The organism is Synechococcus sp. CS-1329 (assembly GCF_025128055.1).
Classification (GTDB): domain Bacteria; phylum Cyanobacteriota; class Cyanobacteriia; order PCC-6307; family Cyanobiaceae; genus Regnicoccus_A.
Genome location: NZ_JAHLYS010000028.1, coordinates 1 through 18,590, shown reverse-complemented (window position 1 = coordinate 18,590; position 18,590 = coordinate 1). Strand labels below are relative to the sequence as shown.

Sequence of the window (18,590 nt, the reverse complement as noted above, 5' to 3'; positions counted from 1 at the left end):
AGTAATTAAATCTTTACCGGCCCGGCAGCCATGTCTGAATCCTCCCTTGGATCATCGGTTGTTTTTACAGACCCCTTATCGGTACCAGCACCCCCTGAGGGTTCCAGCCAAAGCGCGGTTGATGCCACGACCACGCCTGTCCAGCTCGGTGGCGTGGATCAGGCCTTTACAACCCAGAGCGCTGCCCCTGGAGAGGTGGCGCAAGTTGTTGTCTCCGGCGAAAACAATCTCCTTAACGTTGGTACCGGTGCTGCCGATGTCCAGGTGACTGGCGGTGGTACAATTATTGAATCTGTTCAGTTATTTGATACAGCCACGGGTGAGCCTGTTCCGGATGCCTCCAAGGTCATCAGTCTTGGCAATGCCAATGTTCCTTATAACGGGGCTGTAATCAATACGGACGTACAGGTCGTCGGAGATACGATCGGCACATCTGAATCCATCAGTAGTGCTGGAGGTGGCCTTGTTCCCGAAGGAGGCTTTGCCTATTACGCTTCAGCTGGAACGGGCAACGACATCGTTGTCGGTTCAAGTCTCAACGATTTCATTCGCGGTGGAGCCGGAAACGACAACATCAACGCGGGCGGCGGCAATGACCTTGTGCGTGGTGGTGCCGGCAACGACACAGTCTTCCTCGGGGCAGGCGAGGACACCCTTTATTTGACGATTGACCAGGTCGGCGCAGGTGCAACTGACTTTCTCACTGACTTCACCGCTGGCCAGGACCTGGTTGCTGTGGACAGCAGCATCCTCTACTCGATCAGTGGCAACCAGATCACCTTCACCGGCATTGACGGCAGCACCAGCACCCTCACCGCCCAGGACGGTGTCAACTTCGCCTTCTCCGGAAGCACCGACGGCATCATCTTCATCGGTTGATCATCAAGGTCATCGACCTGTCCTCTCAGCATCCCCTCAGAGAGCTGGAAATGCTCTCTCCTTGGTTCGACGCCTCAGCCCTGGGGCCGTCGGATCAAGCCTCCAAAGGCCGGCCTCCAGTGGGGCCGGCCTCTTTTGTGGTTGTGCTGGCCCCCCCGCGGGTGGGCTCGTTCCACCTCTGCCGGCTGCTCTGGGGGCTGGGTTACGGCCAGCCCACCGAATACTTCAATCCCCACCCCATCTACCGCCGTGCCCTCGGGCGCTGGGGTCGCTGGGGGAGCGACCCCTGGCTGCAGATGCTGGCGCGCGAACGCTCCGCCACCTCCCTGTTCAGCGGCAGGCCCTTCTTCGCCACCAAGTTGCAGCCCTTCCAGCGGCGCGGCTCCTACCGCACAATCCTTGAGCGGCTGCAGCGTCCGCTGCGCCGGGCCGGTCTGATCACAGCTGATCCACCCGTTGTGGTGCGGCTGCAACGGCGCAACTGGCAGGCCGCCACCGCCTCCCTGCACTTCAGCCGCTGCACCGGCGCCTACGACCTCGGCCTGGAAACCACCCACCAGGGCCTGGCCTTCGATCAGCTGCTCGATCCAGAGGCCCTGGCCCAGACCTGCGCCGAAATGGACCGCCATCGCGCCTGGCTGGAGCAGGCCTGCCGGCACCTGCCACCCCAGCTGGAGCTCAGCTACGAACAGCTCATCAGCGATCAGGCCGGTCAGCTGGCGCGCCTGGTGGCAGCCCTGGAGCCCGACATCGATCTGGCCGCCGTCGACGTTCAGGCGGCATTGCGGCGGCCCATCCGCAGGGAGCACCCCCCCTGGAGTGAGGAGCGGCGCCTCTGGCTGCAACGGCTGGAGGCCGCCATCAGGGAAGGGCACCACTCCAGCGGGCCAGCCGGCGATAGCGACCCAGATCAGCCGGGCGGCGCACCGCCAGCAGCCCGCAGTCGTGACCGAGGGCACGGGCACAGGCCATCTTGAGCTTCAGGGCCCGCTCCCGGCCCCCGACCAGCCGCAACAGGGGCAGCGCCAGCAGGGCCAGCAGATGCAGCAGCAGCGGCCGTGGCCCGGGCAGCTCCGCCGCCACGCTGGGGAAACACTCGCTGAGGGCCGGAACGTAGCTGGCGGCCGCGCCGAATTCCAGCCGGCGGATGTAGGCCAAGTTGGCGCGGGCGGGGGGAATCAGGTGGCCGCAGCGCAGGTCCGGGCTGATGCCCTGGGCCAGTCCCAGCCGCAGGGCCTGCCAGACGATCTGCAGATCGCCGCCACTCTGCAGGCCAGTGCCGGTGCGATCACTGGCGCCCAGCTCCCCCCGCTCCACCGCGCGGCGATAGGCCTCCAGCACAGGGCGCCGCACCGCGAAACCCGTGCCCGTGACCCAGGGACCGCCGTGGGGAGGCCCCGCCGTGGAGAGGCTGAAGGGCAGCTGCCGCTCCTGAAAGCAGGCGCGGTGGCGCTGGATCCAGGGATCCGGCTCCTGGCTGAAGATCACCGCGATGCGGCCCGGCCCCCAGACACCGACCTCGGGGTGGCGGGCAGCGCAGGCTTTGAGCTGGCTGACGTAGTCATCAGCGGGTTCGTTGTCGTCATCGAAGCCGATCAGCAGGTCAGCGCTGGTCTCACGGATCGCCCGGCAGCGGGCCCGGGTAAGACCGGGGCGGGGCTCCAGCAGGCAGCGCGCCTGGGGGTGGCGGGCCTGGAACCAGAGCCAGGGAGCGCAGTGGGCCACCGGCTGGGGCGAACCGTTGTCGACCACCAGCACCTCGGCAACGGCGCTGCGCAGCAGGATGCGATCCAGCGCCGCCAGCAGCCGCCCCAGCAGGGCCAGATCCGGCCCGTAGGTGCACACCACGATCGCCACGCTGGGCTCAGATCCCGGCCCCGCCGCCCGCTCCGTTCCTCCGGCTCCCCCTGCCGCGCCGCCGATGGCCGCCTCAGCTCCGCTGCAGCAGATTCTGCAGGCCGATCAGCTCCTCAGGCCCCAACCGCCTCACCAGCTCCGGCCTATAGGTGAGCGCCGGCCCCAGCGTCTGGCCATCGGCTGGCACCGGCAGCCCCACCTCCGCGCAGATCGCCCGCAGCCGGGCGCGGCAGCTTTCCCCTCCCCAGCCCCGCTGGGCATGCTCCAGAGCAGCGGCGCGCATCTCCTGCCAGAGGGGTTGGCAGCGGTGCAGCTCCAGCACGCCGGCCGCCAGGCTCTCGGCATCGTCGCCCCTGAGAACGGTGACGCCGTGGCGCAGCTGCAGCCCCTCAGCCGCCAGCGCGGTGGCCACCATCGGCAGGCCGGCGGTCATGGCTGTGAGCATCTTGCCCTTCACGCCGGCGCCGTAACGCAGCGGCGCCACCGCCAGACGGCGGTCACCCAGCAACGGCTCCAGCTCGGCCAGGTAGCCATGGATTTCCACATCCGCGCAGGCCAGGGCCTGCACCTCCTCCGGCGGGTTCGCCCCCACCACGTGAAACACGATGCCGTCGCCTGCTGCCCGCAGCCGCGGCATCACCTCCGCCACAAACCAGAGCACCGCATCACGGTTGGGGGGGTGGCCGAAACCGCCGATGAACACCACCCCGGAGCGGTCCTGAAAGCCCTTGGGGCCGGGCTGCGCCTCCACCACCGGCGGCAGCACATAGCCGCGGCTCCTGGGTGCCAGCCGCTGCTCCGCTTCCCCCTGCTCCGTCTCACTCAGATAGAGCACCCCATCCACCACATCAACGATCTCCTTCTCCAGCTCGCGCATCGCCGCGATCGCCTCAGCGGCCACACTGCCCGGACTGGTCTGCTCCTGGCGCTCCATACGCAGGTGGTGCAGGTCGTGGGTGTAATAGAGCAGGCGGGCATGGGGGGCATGGCGCTTGATCGGCTCCAGGCAGCGCTCCGCCACCTGCGGACGAGCCAGCAGGATTCCCTCGTAGTGGTCACCCTCCGCCTCCAGGTGTTCCGCCACCGAACCCACATGGGGGCGCACCAGCACGCGGATGCCCTGCCGCTCCAGCGCGCCGCTGTACTCCGGCATGTAATTGAGGTTGTCGACGGCCATGAAGCTGACGTCGTAACCCAGTTGCACCAGGGCCAGCAGGATGTTGAACATGAACAGGGAGCCCGCGTCCTGATCCGGCGTGGGGGTGGTCATCTCCAGCACCAGCAGGCGGCCGATGCGGCCACGGTTGCGCTCGATCAGCGGCTGATGGCCGTTCTCGGCATGGCCCTTGAGGGCCTCAAGCCACTTGCGCCGGAACAGCTGGCGGTTGCGCTCCTGGTGGCGCTTGGCACCGGCCTCCTCGTCGCGGCCGCTGCTCACCCCCTCGAAATGGATCACCTTCGAGGCGGGCTGATAGATCACCCGCAGTCCCTTCTGGCGCACCTGCAGGGCCAGATCCGTGTCTTCGTAGTAAGCGGGGGCATAGCGATTGTCGAAGCCGCCCAGCTCGCGGAACAGCGGATTCGGCAGCAGGATCGCCGCACCCGACACATAATCCACATCACGGGCAAAGCTCACCTCCGGCGATTGGGGAAGCTCGCCGCGGCCGTAGTTCCAGGCGCTGGCATCCCGCCAGAGAATGCCGCCGGCCTCCTGCAGACGGCCATCGGGGTAGAGCAGCATCGATCCCACCAGGCCGGTGCCGGGAAAGAGGCTGAAACTGTTCAGCAACTCCTCCAGCCAGCCCTGGGTGACCACGGTGTCGTTGTTGAGGAAGCCGATGTAATCGCCCTCCGCCAGCGCCGCGCAGCGGTTACAGCTGCGCAGAAAACCCAGGTTCTCATCGTTGCGCAGCACCCGGATCGGTCCGAGTCCATCCAGTTGGGCCAGGGTGGCGCCGGAGCCGTCGGGGGAGGCATCGTCGATCACCAGCAGCTCCAGCCGGCAGCGCGATGGCCGCTGGTAGGTGCGCTCGGCCAGCACGCTCTCCAGGCAGCGCAGCGTCACCGGCAACTGGCCGAAGCAGGGAATCACCAGCGACACCAGGGGGGCAGCGGCCGGGGCGGAGCGGTTGGCCAGTGGGGCCAGCCAGCGCACTGTCGCCAGCCCGTCCTGGTCGGGCCGCAGCTGCTGCGAATAGTGCCGGCTGCTGGTCAGACAGGCCGCGAACAAGGGCCGCCGTCGCTCCTCCAACCAGCGGCGATAGCGCAGCCAGAACCGCTCCAGGCTCTGCTCGGGATCGAGGCCGCCCTGGTCCAGCTGCTCCTGCAACTGCAGCGGATCATCGAACAGGGTGAGCGGATCGTCGGCGCAGAGCTGCCGCGCCATCGACAGCCGGGCCGTACGGGCGCTCACCTCCCTCAGGCTGAACACCATGGGCTGGGCCGCCTCGGCCGCCACGATCGAGCTGGGCCGTTTCTCGCTCCACCAGAGGAAGCGCTCCGTGGCCACCACATCACAGACATTGAGGCGATGCGCCTGGCTCTGGCCATCACCCCAGCGGAACTGCACCAGCGGGGAAAGGCCATACAGCGGACGCGGTGACCGAGCCGTGACCTCGATCCACACCCGCTACATCCCGCTCATGCCACTCAAATTTAGCGCTGGGCAGGCGGATCCATCGGCGGCGGGCTGAGCAAGGGTTCAAAGGAGCGGGAATAGACCGTCACCAGCGCCAGCAGCGACCAGCCCACCAGCACCGCCGTGCCCATGAACAGGGCCACCAGGGCCAGCAGGCGCACAGCCTGCTGAAAACGGCCGGGATCGGCCAGCTCACGCCTGAGGCGTCGCTCCAACGGTTCAGCCATCGGCTCTGGCCAGCTCCAGCACACGATCGCAGAGGTCGAGGCTCGCCCGTCGGTGACTCACCATCACCAGCGTCAGCGGTGGCCGCCGCTGGCGCAGCCGCGTCAGCAGACGCCGTTCACCCTCCAGATCCAGGGCACTGGTGGCTTCATCCAGCACCAGCAGGTCGGGAGCCGCCAGCAGGGCCCTGGCCAGTCCGAGCCGCTGGCGCTGGCCGCCGCTGAGCTGGCGCCCCGATTCGCCCAGGGGCCGCTCCAGCAGCCCATCCAGCCCCACCAGGCTAAGCAGCTCGTCCAGCTGCTGGGGCGGTGGCGCCGGAGCATCCACCAGGGCCAGCTCCAGGTTGTTGCGCACGCTGCCGGGCACCAGTGGCACCGCGGCACCCACGCTGGCCAGCCGCGCCTGCCAAAGCCGCAGCTGCGGTGATCCCACCGCCAGTCCCTGCCCATCGAGCTGCAGCTGCCCCTGATCCGGAGGCAGCAACCCCAGCAGCAGGTCGATCACGGTGCTCTTGCCACAGCCCGAAGGTCCCCAGATCCCCAGCCAGTGGCCCCGCTCCAGCTCCAGGTTCAGGTCGCGCAGCACGGCTCCCCCCTCGGGCCCATAGGCAAAGTCGACCCCCACCAGGGCCACCCGCCGCCAAGTCGCCAGGGCAGGGGCAGGGGGAGCGCTGGCCGGCGCCTGGTCAACAGCCGCGGGCTCGGGGCGCTCGATCAGATCCAGCAGCCCCTCCAGCAGCGGGGTGCCACTGGTGAGGGCCGCCCAGCCCGCCCAGACCTGCTGACCCAGGGGCAGCAGGCGCTGGGCAGCGAAGGCCAGCAGACCCAGCGCCGGCAGCACCTCCTGCACCTCTCGACCCTGCAGCAACAGCCCCAGTCCCGCCAGGGCGATGGCCACCATCCCCAGCGGCTCCAGCACGAACCGCGGCAGGCCGGCCAGGGTGGCATTGCTGGCCTCCAGCCGGCGCATGCGGCGCTCGATCAGCCCATAGCGGCGGCTCAGCGGCACCGCCCAGCCGCGCAGGTGCACATCGCGAATCGAGGCGAGGTTGTCCTGGATCAGGCGGATCAGCTGCTGCTGCTGGGCCACGGCCTCCGTGCCCTGGCGGCGAAGGCGGGCACGGCTGGCCACGGAGAGGCCCAGATAACCCAGGCCCATCAGCAGCACCAGCGGCAGGGCCAGCCGCCAGGCCAGCAGCGTCAGGGTGGTCAGGATCGCCAGGGCCAGCAGCGCGGCACTGAGCAGCTGCCAGCCCTGCTGCAGCACCTGCGACACCAGCTGGCGCAGCTGCGGGGCCAGCACCGCCACCACCTGGGTGCTCTCCAGGCTCAGCTGCTGCCGGTAGGGCCGAGCCAGGGTGCGGCGGAACGCCGTCTCGCCCAGGTCGGCGCCGATCGCCGCCGCCAGTCGGTTGCTCACCCAGAGGTTGGCCATCCGCACCAGCGCCGCCAGCACCACCACCAGGCAGAACAGGGCCACACCCCAGCTGCGTGCCCCGCTCTGCCACTGGATCAGCCCCATCAGCAGCGGCAGCACCGCCGCCAGCGAGAGCATCTCCAGCGCACCGGCCAGGCAGAGCAGCACCAGGGCCAGCAGCAGCTGCCGCCGCCGGCGGGGCTGGAGCTGGCGGCCGAGGCGCCGCAGCAGCGGCAGGATCTCCCCTCTCATGGCCCCGCGCTGACCAGCCGCTGGGGCTCCACCGCCAGCAGAGCCTCCACACCCTGGCGGCCACTGGGCAAGGCGCTGCGCTGACGCCGTTCCCGCCACTCCTGCTGCAGGTGGCCCAGGCCCCAGTGGCCCAGCCGCGAGAGGGCACTGGCTCGGCCCAGGCCATGGCGGCGGTAGAGGGCATAGGTCCAGCGGGCCACCTGCAGCGGCTGCCGACTCTGGTTGGCGTCGTGCAGCCGGTAGAAGGCCAGCAGCTCCGGCAGGGTGCCGAAGCGCAGCTGCGGCTCCCGCTGCTGCAGGTTCAGCCAGAGCAGATAGTCCTCATGGGGAACCGTGGGGAAGCCCCCAACCAGCAACTCAGGCCGCACCAGCACCGTCAGCAGCGGGATCGGATTGCGGTAGGCCAGTGAGGGGGCGCTGAGCTGGGCGGGGGGGCAGCGCATCGCCAGCAGCGGTTCGCTGGCGCAGCGGAAGCGGCCGTAGGCCGTCACCGACAGATCCAGCCGGCCGGCCGCATGGAAGGCCAGCTGGTGCTCCAGCTTGCGCGGATGCCAGAGATCATCGATGTCGAGGAAGGCCACCAGCGGACTGCCCACATGGGCCAAACCGTGGTTGCGGGGCCGCGCCGGCAACCGCTCGATGGCCTGGCCCTCCGCCCCGGCGGGCGGCAGGCGCAGCACCTGGAAACGCCCGTCGCCAGCGATGCACCTCTCCAGCAGATCGGCGCCGCCATCGCTGGAGCCATCGTCGATGGCCAGGCACTCCCAGTCGCGCCAGCTCTGGCCGCGGAGGGTGTCCACATAGCCGGGCAGGAAGCGGGCGGCGTTGCGGAACGGGGTGATGATCGAGACGCGGGGCATCAGCAGAGCCTGCCCAGCCAATGGGCGCGGGCTCTCATCAGATCGGGGTAGACCCCGCGCAGGGGAAACAGCAGTGCCTTCAGCAGCTCCCGGGACTGGCCACGGCGGTCCAGGTCGGGGTCGCGCCAGCGCTGCAGCAGCGTGGCGGGGGCGGCTGGACCGCTGGAGAGGCCACCCAGGCGGAAGCGGCACACCGGCTCGGCCAGATACAGCTCCGGTCCGCCTGCCGCCAGGGCGGCCCGCATCACCGGTCGATCGCCGTAGATGCTGCTCTCCTCCCGATAGGGATGGCAGCGGGCCCAGGTGCCATCAAACAGAAGAGAGGAGTGGCAGGGAAGCATGTGGCGCAGCCAGCGGCCGATGGCCCGCACACCCGGATCCGGGCTGCACCAGCGCAGGCCCCGTCCCGGCACCTCCACCCAGGCCTGACCGAACACCGCCGCCGGCACAGGCCCCTGAGCCACCAGCCCGCGGGCGTGTCGCTCCAGGCGCGCCAGGCTGCTGCCATCGGCATGGACATCGCCCGCCGGCAGCACCTGCAGCCAGGGGGCCGTGCTGGCGGCCAGGCCGGCATTGACGGCGGCGTAGATCCCGCGGGCGCCCTGCCGCAGAGAGCGCAGGGCTATGCCCCGCGCCTTCAGCGGCGGCCCCTGCTGGTCCAGCAGCCGCTGGCAGCGGCTGTCTTCTGAGCCATCCACCACCACCCATTCGAGCCAGGGGGCCCCGGCCTCGCTGTCCGGCGGCGCCTCCTGGCTCAGCATCGAGCGCAAGGTGTCAGCCAGTTCGATCGGGTTAGCCCGGCAGACGGTCACCACACTGAGCCGTGCAAGAGGGGTGCCCATGGCTGTCAGCATGGCCTAATGGGGCCCCTGCGCGTTGGTTTCGATCGGCAGATCTTCTGCCTGATGGCCCGGGGCGGCATCAGCCGCCACTTCAACGATCTGATCTCCGGACTGGCCGCTGGCGCAGCGGCCTCCGCGGGATCCCCCAGGCCCCTGCTGCCGGTGCTGCTGTTCCGCTGCCACGCCAATCGGCACCTGCAGGCCCCTGGCCTGGTGCGCCTGCCGGCCCTGGGCTACAGGCTGCTGCGGCGGCTGGGCCTCGACCCCGCCGCCGCCCCCTCCCGGCTCGAGGGCATCGACCTGCTGCACGCCACCTACTACCTGGGCCGCCCGCCCCGCCAGCCGGGCTGTCCGCTGGTGTCCAGCCTCCACGACATGACACCGGAGCGCTGGCCGCACTACTTCCCCCGCGGTTCGCCCCATGGCGCCAAGCTCGCCTGGTTCGCCGCCAGCCAGCGGATCATCAGCGTCAGCGCCAGCAGCGCCGCCCACCTCAGGGAGATCGCCCCGGGCCTGGCCGATCGGCTGCGGGTGATTCATCTGGCCACGGGCTTCGCTGAGCAGCCGCCCACCCCGGTGTCGGGCTTGCCGCCACGGCCGTTCTTTCTCTATGTGGGCCGGCGGGAGGGTTACAAGAACAGCGACCGCCTGCTGGAGGCCCTCGCGCGCCTCGGTGGCGGTGACCTGGCCCCCCAGCTGCTGCTGGTGGGCGGTGGTCCGCTGCGGGCGGCGGAGCGGCAGCGCCTGCGCAGCCTGGGGCTGCAGGGGCGGGTGTGGGCCCAGGCGGCCAACGATGGCCAGCTGGCCTGGCTCTACCGCCACTGCCGGGCTGTGCTGGTGCCGAGCCTGGCGGAGGGGTTCAGCCTGCCGCTGATCGAGGCCCTGGCCTGCGATGCCCCCGTGATCGCCTCCGATCTGGCCGTGCATCGCGAGGTGGGAGGCTCCTTCTGCCACCTGCTCGATCCAGACGACACGGAGGCCTGGGAAGCGGCGCTGGGCGATCGCCGCCGCCACGTCGCGCCCTCCCGGCGCCTCGGCCCCAGGGCCCTGCTGGAGCGGCGCCGTCATTTCAGCCTGGAGCGGTTGTGGGCCGATCACCGGGCCCTGTACCGCAGCCTCAGCTGACGCCGCCCCAGCGCCCCGGCCGCAGGGCGCGGCGCAGCAGCCTCTGCGGCAGGGGCGGCTGGAACTGGCTGCGGAAAGTGAAGTCGTCGGCGGCACGGTCGCGCAGCAGCTGCGCCGGATGAACCAGCTCCGTCTCCAGGGCGGCCGTGCCGCGGTGGGGCGAGGGGCCATGGCGGGTGTGGGTGGCATGGGCATGGCCGAAGCCCACGTTCTCCACCAGGTTCACCGCCGGCAGACAGGTGAGCAGCCCCTGGCGCCAGCAGCTGTAGGTCCAGATGTAATCCCAGGTGTCGCACTCGCCCTGCCACACCCGCTCGATGCAACCACTCCAGTAGCGGCTGAAGCGGCGCCCTCCGATCTGCTCCAGCCAGCCCTGGTCGCGGAAGCTGGGCCAGCTGGCCAGCTCGGCGTCGTAGCTGCGCCAGGCGCGCCGCCAGCTGGCCCAACCCCAGACATGGTTGTAGAGCGAGAAGTAATAACTGGAGCCATCGCGGGGGCGAGCGCGCTGAAAGTTGTTGCCGCTGATCGCACCGATCCGCCCGTCGTGGCGGTAGCGCTCCAGCAGCAGGGCGCAGTACCGGAAGAAATCGGCGGTGGGCACCACGTCGTCCTCCAGAACGATCCCCTCCGGCACCTGATCAAAAAACCAGTCGATCGCCTCGCTCACCCCACGGCGGCAGCCGCGGTTGTGGTGGCGATAGAGACGCTCCACACGGCAGGGCCAGTCGATCGCCGCATCGATCAGAGCCCGGGTGGCCGCGCAGGCCGCCTGATCATCGGCCACCGTGGCTCGGGGCCCGTCGCAGGCCACGAACAGCTGGCTGGGACGCAGCTGCCTCAGAGCCTCCAGCACCGGCCTGGTGGTGTCTGGCCGCCGGAAGGCCAGCAGCAGCACCGGGGTGGAGAAGGCCATGCCATCACGGCGTCGGGGTAACTTAGAACACCCCCACCGCCGCCTCCTCCTGCCCAGCGTGGAGATCCCTTCCTCTTCGATCGAGCGGGCCGTACTGGCCCGGCGCCGTGGCGCCATCGATGAGGCCGCCGCCGCCTACCTCGAAGCCCTCAGCCACGACCCCGGCGATCCCCGCCCTCTGCATGCCCTCTATTACATGGTGGGTCCAGCAGCGCTGGGTCCAGCAGCCGAGCCGGCGCTGCTGCCCCAGCTGCGGGCCTGCCTGGCCCGCCGCCCTCCCCGGGCCCTCGGTCTGTTCCTGGAAGCCCACTGGCTCCACCAGCTGGGGGAGCGGGATGAAGCCCTGGCGCTGGCTCGGCGGGCGGCCTGCCTGGGGATTCCCGCTGATCGACTCCGCGTGGACCCCGGCCCTGGCGCGGACGCCCGGGCCGGTGCCGATGGGCTACTGCTCGGTGCGCCCAAGTGCGGCACCACCTCCCTCGCCGCCTATCTGGCGGCCCACCCCGGAGTGTGGCTGCATCCGCTGAAGGAACTCCACTTCTTCGAGCGCCACTGGGATCGGGGCGAAGGCTGGTACCGGGCCCAGTTCCCGCCGCTGCGCCAGCAGGGATCGCTGCTGCGGCTGGAGGCCACCCCCAATTACCTGCAGCACCCCGAAGCCCCGGCGCGGGTGGCCAGCCTGCTGCCGGCGGCCCGCCTGATCGTGCTGCTGCGCGAACCGCTGGCGCGCGCCCTCAGCTGGCTCGGCCATCTGCAGACCTACATGGGCCTGCAGGGCACGGTGGAGGGCCATCTGCTGGAGGAGAACGCCGCCCTCGAGGCCATGGAGCCCCAGACCCGCCAGGAGCTGGACTGGTTCCACCCCAATGCCCTGGCGGGCAGCCTCTACCCCGATCAGCTGCGGCGCTGGCGATCGCTGACTCCCGCCCATCAGCTGCTGGTGCTGCGCTTCGAAGACCTGGTGGCGGATCCGCAAACAGTGCTCAGGCGGGTGCTGCGCTTCCTCGAACTGGAGGCGGCCGATCTGCCCGCCAACTTGAACTTTCCGGTTCACAACCGCGGATTGCAGCCCCACGCCGCGCTCGATCCCGCCCTCGCCCGCCGGCTCAGGAATGGGGTGCTGGCCGAGGCCATGGAACTGTGGTCTGACTTAGCCTGCTGAAGCCAGCTCATGATGACGCAGGGCTCCCAGGATTTGCACTCAGCAGAGGAGCCGCTATCAGTTGCCTATGCCGACCTGCTGGCGCTGCCGCTGGCGCCCTCGGTACAGCGGGCCCTCTACGCGGCGCTGCTGACCCTGCTGGAGGGCAGGCCGGGCTCCGGCCGGGCTCCCAACCTGGAGGGGCATTTGCGCCATGGAATCCTGGTCGCCGACCTGCAGCGCTGTGGCGAGGAGGCCAGGGCCGGTCACTGGCGTGAGGCTTTTGATCGCCTCGAGGCACTGCGGCTGCCCTGCCGTCGCCAGGGCGAGCGGGATCGCCTGAACAGCCTGCAACTGGAGCTGGTGCATCAGTTCTGGAGAGAACGGCTGCCGATCGATCAACTCTCCGGGCCGGCCAGGAGCACGGAAGCAGATCAGCTCTGGGCGCTCCAGGCGGTGCTCTCCGACCTGGAGGGACTCGGCCCGGAGGCAACACCCGCATGGCTCGGCGCTGCCGACCGGCAACTGACCCTCAGGAGCCTGGCCCTGCACCTGAACCTGGATCAGGGCCTCGACGAGCTCGCGGCCTGGCGGCTGGAGCAGCGTCTGCTGGGGCTGATGGACCGCCTCTGTGATGGCCCCGACAGCCCACCCACCTGGGTGCAGGTCAACGCTGACATCCGCTTGCGGCAGGGGATCGCTCGCCTGGTGGCCAGCGGTCACCCCGTGGAGTCGGCTCAGCTGCTGAGGGTTCAGCGCTGGGTTCAGCTGTCACAGCGGCTGCGCGCCACCGACAGCTGCAGAGTGGACAACAGTGAGCCGATGTCCTTCGCTCTGCTGCGTCACTGGAGCAACAAGACCTGAGCAACCTCGATCCCCAGAAGCTGTCTCGTTCTGAATTGCTTAACCAGTTCTGGTCACGCCCAATGATTCTGAATTAAAATGAATTCACACTTCAATGTGATTACAGTGGCCGATGGCGCCAGGCTGTCGATCGGAGTGGCCATCAATATTCTGATCTCAAAAAAGACCTGCCCTGCCGCGATCTTTCACGTTGCAATCCCCGGGCCTGGTGGAATGGGCGACGACCTGGCGGCCGCGATCATTGACTCTCAGGCCGCTTCCACCTATCAGATTGATGGCCCCCAAATCAGCCTGGATGGGAAGCCCTACAAGATCGAAAATAAAATCACGGCCCTGCGTCAATCGGTGGTGGAAGAAGCCGCGGTGTTTGTGGATTCAGATGTCTTTCTGAACAGACCTCTACCTGTCGAATACCTCATTCGCGAGGCTCCAGCCGCTGTTCCAGAGCATGGCCTCCATCAGTTTCCCTGGGTTGAGATCTTCAAGACAGTCAATCTGCCCTACCGCTATCTGCCTGTGGTCACAGGCAATGGCTCCGTGGGCGACCCCTGGCTGAACGCCGGGCTCGTCTCTTGCCGCCATCCCCGTCAGCTGGGAGCCGTCTGGTCGATGATGGCCGATCTCGTCTTGAAGCTGGATTCTGTTCCCGAGAAAAATCCCTACCTCGATCAGATCAGCCTGATCCCAGCCATCGCCCAGTTGTCCAGTGGTCGGCAGGTCAGCCATGAGTCGATCCTGCCGGATCTGTTCAATCAGCACGTATTCCCCTGGGTGGAAGATCTCTCCTATCTGAGAAATTCCTATGTGGTTCATCACCACAACAGATACACCCTGCTGGAGAAGTATTTCTCCAAACTGATCAACTGGGTTTCAGCTGATCATCCCGAACTGCCCGAGCTGATCTCCAGGGGGAAGATCTACGAAAGGGCCTGAGCGGACCTTCAGCGATCGGCCAGCTCCCGCAGGCTGAGGGCGCTGGGCTCCAGGCCGAGGCTCTGCACCTCGGTGGCCAGGTCGAGCAGGGCCCGGGTCACCAGCCTGGAGCGCACCGTGCTCCCATCGGCGCCGTGCCGCTGGGCCTGCAGCAGAGCCATGGCCACCTGCTGCATCTGCACGGCGTGCTCCAGGCCGCTGGCGTCAGCCTGAAGCAACAGGGCGTCGGCGTAGTCGAGCCAGGCCTCAGCACTGTCGAGCTGGGCCTTCTGCGGATACTCCGGATGGAGGTTGATCTCAGCCATGCCGCCGTTGCTCACACCGCCGCCAACTCCAGGCTCCTGGCCAGCTCAAAGCGCAGCCGCGGTGGCTCCGAGCCGGCCTCCACATCCACCGCGATCGTGCTGCCCTCGGGGAACTGACCGGCCAGGATCGCCTTGGCGATCGGCGTTTCCAGCTGGCGCTGGATGGCCCGCTTCAGTGGCCGGGCCCCGTAGACGGGGTCGTAGCCCTCGCCGGCCAGCCAGTCGAGGGCGGCGGCGTCGAGATCGAGGCCCAGCTTGCGATCCTCCAGGCGCTGGCGCAGCCGCTGCACCTGCAGTTCCACGATCTCGCGCAGTTCCTCCTGGCGCAGGCTGTGGAAGATGATCGTTTCATCGAGGCGGTTGAGGAATTCGGGGCGGAAGTGGCCGCGCAGGGCCTCGTTCACCCGCTTCTCCATCTCGCCGTGGCGGGCGGGATCACCGGCCAGATCGAGGATCGAGCTGCTGCCGATGTTGCTGGTGAGGATCAACACCGTGTTGGTGAAATCCACCGTGCGGCCCTGCCCATCGGTGACGCGGCCGTCATCGAGGATCTGCAGCATCACGTTGAAGACATCGGGGTGGGCCTTCTCCACCTCATCGAAGAGGATCACGGCATAGGGGCGGCGCCGCACCGCTTCGGTGAGCTGGCCGCCCTCCTCGTAGCCCACATAGCCCGGAGGCGCTCCGATCAGGCGGCTCACGGCGTGCTTCTCCATGTACTCGCTCATGTCGATGCGCACCATGGCGCTGTCGCTGTCGAACAGCTGGGCAGCCAGGGCCTTGGAGAGCTCCGTTTTGCCCACGCCGGTGGGGCCCAGGAACAGGAAGCTGGCGATCGGACGGTTGGGATCGGAGAGGCCGGCGCGGGAGCGCTGGATCGCATCGGCCACGGCGGTCACGGCCTGGCTCTGGCCGATCACGCGGGTGTGCAGCTCATCCTCGAGGTGCAGCAGTTTCTCCATCTCGCTCTGCACCAGCCGCGACACGGGAATGCCGGTCCACTTGGCGATTACCTCGGCGATGTCGTCTTCGGTGACCTCCTCGCGCAGCAGCGTTTTCTCGCCATCGCCGGCATTGAGCTCCGCCTCTTTGGCCGCCAGCTTCCTGTGCAGGTCGGCCAGGGTGCCGTACTCCAGCTCAGCGGCCTTGTTGAGGTCGTAGAGGCGTTTGGCCTGCTCCACCTGGAGCTGCACCTGCTCGATCTCCTCCTTGATGGCGCTGAGCTGATCGATCGCGCCTTTCTCCTGCTGCCACTGGGCATTGAGCGTGCTCTGCTGCTCGCTGAGATCGGCCAGTTCCTTCTGCAGCCGCTCCAGGCGGTCCTTGCTGGCGGCATCGGATTCGCGGCCCAGCGAGAGCTTCTCCATCTCCAGCTGCAGGATGCGCCGGTCGAGTTCGTCGATCGCCTCGGGCTTGGAGGTGATCACCATCTTCAGGCGCGCCGCTGATTCATCCATCAGGTCGATCGCCTTGTCGGGCAGAAAGCGATCGGCGATGTAACGGCTGGAGAGCACCGCAGCGGCCACCAGGGCGTTGTCGGCAATGCGCACGCCGTGGTGCACCTCATAGCGCTCCTTGAGGCCGCGCAGGATCGAAATGGTGTCCTCCACGGTGGGCTGATCCACGAACACCTGCTGGAAGCGGCGCTCCAGGGCGGGATCCTTCTCGATGTGCTGGCGGTGCTCATCGAGGGTGGTGGCGCCGATGCAGCGCAGTTCACCGCGGGCCAGCATCGGCTTGAGCAGGTTGCTGGCATCCATCGAACCGCCGGCGGCGCCGGCCCCCACCACCGTGTGGATCTCATCGATGAACAGCACGATCTGCCCCTCGCTGGAGGTCACCTCCTTGAGCACGGCCTTGAGCCGCTCCTCGAATTCACCGCGGTACTTGGCGCCGGCGATCAGGGCGCCCATGTCCAGCGACACCAGCTGGCGGTTCTGCAGGGCCTGGGGCACATCACCATTGACGATCCGCTGGGCGAGGCCCTCCACGATCGCGGTCTTGCCCACGCCGGGTTCTCCGATCAGCACCGGGTTGTTCTTGGTGCGGCGGCTGAGGATCTGGATCGTGCGCCGGATCTCCTCGTCGCGGCCGATCACCGGATCGAGCTTGCCGTCACGGGCGGCCTGGGTGAGGTCGCGGCCGTATTTTTCAAGCGATTCGTAGGTGCCTTCGGGATTCTGATCGGTCACGCTCTGGTTGCCGCGCACGGCCTGGACGGCATCTTTGAGTTTGTCAGCGTTGGTGCCGGCCTGCGCCAGCAGCTGCTTGCCGCAGCGGTCGTCGATGGCCAGGGCCAGCAGCAGATGCTCGATCGAGATGAAGCTGTCGCCGTAGCTGGCCTTGAGCTGCTCGGCCTGATCCAGCACGGCATTGAGGCCCTTGCCCAGAAACACGTTCTCCGGTGCGGCGCCCAGGCTGGGCTGGCGCGAGAGGAAGGCCTCCACCGCCTGGTTCAGGGCCGCCACATCCACGCCGGCCTTCTCGAGGATGCGGCTGGCCAGGCCCGGCTGGCTGATCAGGCTGGCGAACAGGTGCTCGCTCTCCAGTTGCTGCTGCCGGCGTTGCTGAGCCAGCTGCTGGGCGGCCACGATGGCGGCCCAGGCCTTCTCCGTGAACACTTCAGCGGTGGGGTGCATGGAGGTCTCCTCTGCGGTTGGCGTTGAACGAAGGCTATGAACGACCCTCGGTGCAGCACAGGATGGGCAGGCCGAAACAAATGGCGAATCAACCGAACGGCCCGCCAGAGGTGTCCTTAACTCAAATCCAACCCAGCCCCTGCCCGATGCCCAGGACCGAGCCCTTCGCCGCACTGGCCGCCCTCTCCCTGCTCTGCGCCGGCTTGCTTCCCGGCGCGGCAGCCGCCAGCTGCACCCCCCTGCAGGCCGTGGGGGGCGGCACCAGTGTCAGCAAGTCGATCCAGTTGAACGGCCCGCTGGTGTTCCCCTTCGGCCGCACCAACTTCAACACCGATTTCACGGTGAATCAGGCCTTCACCAGCTACCGGGTGAACTTCAAATCCACCTCCACCAGGCAGGGACCCTTCCCGATCCAGGCCTATCTGAAGTTCAGCGATGGCACCGACCTGCAGGTGGTGAATGAAACCCTCGAGGCCTTGCCCGGCCAGTTCCGCCAGTTCGGCCCCTTCGCTCCACCGGCCGGCAAGCTGGTGAGCCAGGTGAACGTGAAGGTGGGATCGGGGTACAACGCCAACGCCACCGGCTTCAGCTACACGATCTCCGTCTCGGGCTGCCGCTGAGCAGGCCTCAGAGCTCAAGGCCATCCCTCTGCCTGGGACAGAGCTGGCGCGGGCATCCGTCGGCGCTGTAGAGGGCGTCGGCGGCCGAGAGGCACCCGCCGGCGTTCTTGCGCGGCACCTGGGCCGGCCTGAGTTGCAGCGGCTGCAGCACCGCGTCCTGCAGCGGCACCAGCAGGGGGCAGGCGGGCCGCTCCTGCAGCGGCGCGTCGGAGATCGGCGGCACCGCCAGGGGCTGGGGCTGGTTCAGGGGCTGGGCCAGGGAGCGCAGCGGGGCGGCCAGCAGCGGCGCTGCCAGCAGCAGCAACAGGGGCAGGCCGCCGTTCAGGAAACCCTTCAGCCGTGGAATTGCCATGATGACCGCGCGTCAAGCCATGGGCCCATGGTAGGAATGAGCAACGAGGAGAGGGAATCCCTGGTGCTGCGCCTGGCGCAGGAATCCCGCGATTTCGAGGGCACCAGCAAGGATCCCGAGCGCAACTGCTGGCTGGTGGTGCACCGCCATGCCCATGGGGTGCTCCCCAGTGAATACGACATCCGCGACGTGCCCGAGGACCTCTACCTCGAGGTGCTCTCCAGACGCCGCGACCTGAACTGAGCGCCAGGCACAAAAAAAGCACCCCCTGGGCAGGGGGTGCTGGAAAGAGGCGTCACTCAGCTCCCGATGGGGAGCTGGAGATCAGGCCCAGCCTTTGGCGGCCATTTCTTCGACGTAGGCGGCCACATCGGCGATGTCAGCTTCGGTGAGCTTGCCGAGGAACGACGGCATGGCGGCCTTGCCTTTGGTGACCTGCATGGCGATGGCCGCCTCGTGGTCACTGCTGTAGTTCTCCAGGTAGGTGGCCAGGGCATCGGCCTTGAGGGTGCGCTCGGCGTTCACCACATTGCCGCCACCCATGTGACAGGCCGCGCAGTTGGCGGAGAAGATCTGCCCGCCATGGGCGGCGTCAGCGGCAAAGCTGGGGGCGGCGCCCAGCAGCAGGGCCAGGCAGCCAGCAAAAAACGAAAGCAAGCGACGCATCAGAGGAAGCAAGCGATGGAGAGGCAACCCACCAAAACTAGAATCCCGCCGCCGGATGGGAGC

General features: G+C 68.2%; 19 protein-coding genes. 8 read left to right on the top strand and 11 right to left on the bottom strand.

Annotation, left to right across the window (positions count from 1 at the left end):
- Nucleotides 1-30: 30 nt before the first annotated feature.
- Complete coding sequence (locus KQ304_RS05335; RefSeq protein WP_259736080.1) at nucleotides 31-879, top strand: calcium-binding protein; 849 nt, start codon at nucleotides 31-33, stop codon at nucleotides 877-879.
- A gap of 143 nt (nucleotides 880-1,022) precedes the next feature.
- On the top strand, nucleotides 1,023-1,856 hold the full coding sequence (locus KQ304_RS05330; protein ID WP_259736079.1) for a hypothetical protein: 834 nt from the start codon (nucleotides 1,023-1,025) through the stop codon (nucleotides 1,854-1,856).
- Here KQ304_RS05330 and KQ304_RS05325 read toward each other — a convergent pair.
- The 6 genes from KQ304_RS05325 to KQ304_RS05300 form a co-directional block, all read right to left on the bottom strand.
- Nucleotides 1,741-2,736, bottom strand: a complete 996-nt coding sequence (locus tag KQ304_RS05325) for a glycosyltransferase family 2 protein (protein ID WP_259736078.1) — start codon at nucleotides 2,734-2,736, stop codon at nucleotides 1,741-1,743. The two genes, KQ304_RS05330 and KQ304_RS05325, sit on opposite strands and share 116 nt — an antisense overlap.
- A gap of 73 nt (nucleotides 2,737-2,809) precedes the next feature.
- A complete protein-coding gene (locus KQ304_RS05320; protein WP_259736077.1) occupies nucleotides 2,810-5,305 on the bottom strand; it encodes a glycosyltransferase in 2,496 nt (831 codons plus the stop codon).
- An 86-nt stretch (nucleotides 5,306-5,391) separates the two neighbouring features.
- Nucleotides 5,392-5,601 carry a hypothetical protein gene (locus KQ304_RS05315; RefSeq protein ID WP_259736076.1) on the bottom strand — a complete coding sequence of 70 codons (210 nt, stop codon included), beginning with the start codon at nucleotides 5,599-5,601 and terminating at the stop codon, nucleotides 5,392-5,394.
- On the bottom strand, nucleotides 5,594-7,267 hold the full coding sequence (locus KQ304_RS05310; RefSeq protein ID WP_259736075.1) for an ATP-binding cassette domain-containing protein: 1,674 nt from the start codon (nucleotides 7,265-7,267) through the stop codon (nucleotides 5,594-5,596). Before KQ304_RS05310 ends, KQ304_RS05315 begins: the two co-directional genes overlap by 8 nt.
- Complete coding sequence (locus KQ304_RS05305) at nucleotides 7,264-8,127, bottom strand: glycosyltransferase family 2 protein (RefSeq protein ID WP_259736074.1); 864 nt, start codon at nucleotides 8,125-8,127, stop codon at nucleotides 7,264-7,266. The genes KQ304_RS05310 and KQ304_RS05305 overlap by 4 nt, the downstream gene beginning before the upstream one ends.
- On the bottom strand, nucleotides 8,127-8,969 hold the full coding sequence (locus KQ304_RS05300; protein WP_259736073.1) for a hypothetical protein: 843 nt from the start codon (nucleotides 8,967-8,969) through the stop codon (nucleotides 8,127-8,129). The genes KQ304_RS05305 and KQ304_RS05300 overlap by 1 nt, the downstream gene beginning before the upstream one ends.
- Nucleotides 8,970-8,987: 18 nt before the next feature.
- Between KQ304_RS05300 and KQ304_RS05295 the strand changes: the two genes are divergently transcribed.
- The gene (locus KQ304_RS05295) at nucleotides 8,988-10,094 is read left to right on the top strand and encodes a glycosyltransferase family 1 protein (protein ID WP_259736072.1); all 1,107 of its coding nucleotides are present in this window, start codon (nucleotides 8,988-8,990) and stop codon (nucleotides 10,092-10,094) included.
- Here the strand turns inward: KQ304_RS05295 and KQ304_RS05290 are convergent.
- Nucleotides 10,087-11,007, bottom strand: coding sequence for a hypothetical protein (locus tag KQ304_RS05290; RefSeq protein WP_259736071.1), 921 nt, complete (start codon nucleotides 11,005-11,007; stop codon nucleotides 10,087-10,089). The two genes, KQ304_RS05295 and KQ304_RS05290, sit on opposite strands and share 8 nt — an antisense overlap.
- 58 nt (nucleotides 11,008-11,065) lie before the next feature.
- On the opposite strand from KQ304_RS05290, the gene KQ304_RS05285 reads away from it, so the two are divergent.
- From KQ304_RS05285 to KQ304_RS05275, 3 genes are all read left to right on the top strand, one after another.
- Entirely contained in the window at nucleotides 11,066-12,169 is a 1,104-nt protein-coding gene (locus tag KQ304_RS05285) for a sulfotransferase (RefSeq protein ID WP_259736070.1), read from the top strand.
- Between the two features lie 12 nt (nucleotides 12,170-12,181).
- Entirely contained in the window at nucleotides 12,182-13,012 is an 831-nt protein-coding gene (locus tag KQ304_RS05280; RefSeq protein ID WP_259736069.1) for a hypothetical protein, read from the top strand.
- Nucleotides 13,013-13,117: 105 nt separating this feature from the next.
- A complete protein-coding gene (locus KQ304_RS05275) occupies nucleotides 13,118-13,945 on the top strand; it encodes a hypothetical protein (protein WP_259736068.1) in 828 nt (275 codons plus the stop codon).
- Between the two features lie 8 nt (nucleotides 13,946-13,953).
- Here KQ304_RS05275 and KQ304_RS05270 read toward each other — a convergent pair whose 3' ends face one another.
- Both KQ304_RS05270 and clpB read right to left on the bottom strand, forming a co-directional pair.
- Entirely contained in the window at nucleotides 13,954-14,250 is a 297-nt protein-coding gene (locus KQ304_RS05270) for a hypothetical protein (protein ID WP_259736067.1), read from the bottom strand.
- 11 nt (nucleotides 14,251-14,261) lie between these two features.
- The gene (clpB, locus tag KQ304_RS05265; RefSeq protein ID WP_259736066.1) at nucleotides 14,262-16,889 is read right to left on the bottom strand and encodes an ATP-dependent chaperone ClpB; all 2,628 of its coding nucleotides are present in this window, start codon (nucleotides 16,887-16,889) and stop codon (nucleotides 14,262-14,264) included.
- Nucleotides 16,890-17,035: 146 nt separating this feature from the next.
- On the opposite strand from clpB, the gene KQ304_RS05260 reads away from it, so the two are divergent.
- Nucleotides 17,036-17,509, top strand: coding sequence for a hypothetical protein (locus tag KQ304_RS05260; protein WP_259736065.1), 474 nt, complete (start codon nucleotides 17,036-17,038; stop codon nucleotides 17,507-17,509).
- Nucleotides 17,510-17,516: 7 nt separating this feature from the next.
- On the opposite strand, the gene KQ304_RS05255 is transcribed toward KQ304_RS05260, so the two are convergent.
- On the bottom strand, nucleotides 17,517-17,861 hold the full coding sequence (locus KQ304_RS05255; RefSeq protein WP_259736064.1) for a hypothetical protein: 345 nt from the start codon (nucleotides 17,859-17,861) through the stop codon (nucleotides 17,517-17,519).
- A gap of 36 nt (nucleotides 17,862-17,897) precedes the next feature.
- Here KQ304_RS05255 and KQ304_RS05250 point away from each other — a divergent pair, with 36 nt between their 5' ends.
- Nucleotides 17,898-18,104, top strand: a complete 207-nt coding sequence (locus KQ304_RS05250; protein ID WP_255143209.1) for a hypothetical protein — start codon at nucleotides 17,898-17,900, stop codon at nucleotides 18,102-18,104.
- Between the two features lie 81 nt (nucleotides 18,105-18,185).
- Here the strand turns inward: KQ304_RS05250 and KQ304_RS05245 are convergent, their stop codons facing one another.
- Nucleotides 18,186-18,527: a c-type cytochrome gene (locus KQ304_RS05245; RefSeq protein ID WP_259736063.1), complete on the bottom strand. Its 342-nt coding sequence runs from the start codon at nucleotides 18,525-18,527 to the stop codon at nucleotides 18,186-18,188.
- Nucleotides 18,528-18,590: the final 63 nt, after the last annotated feature.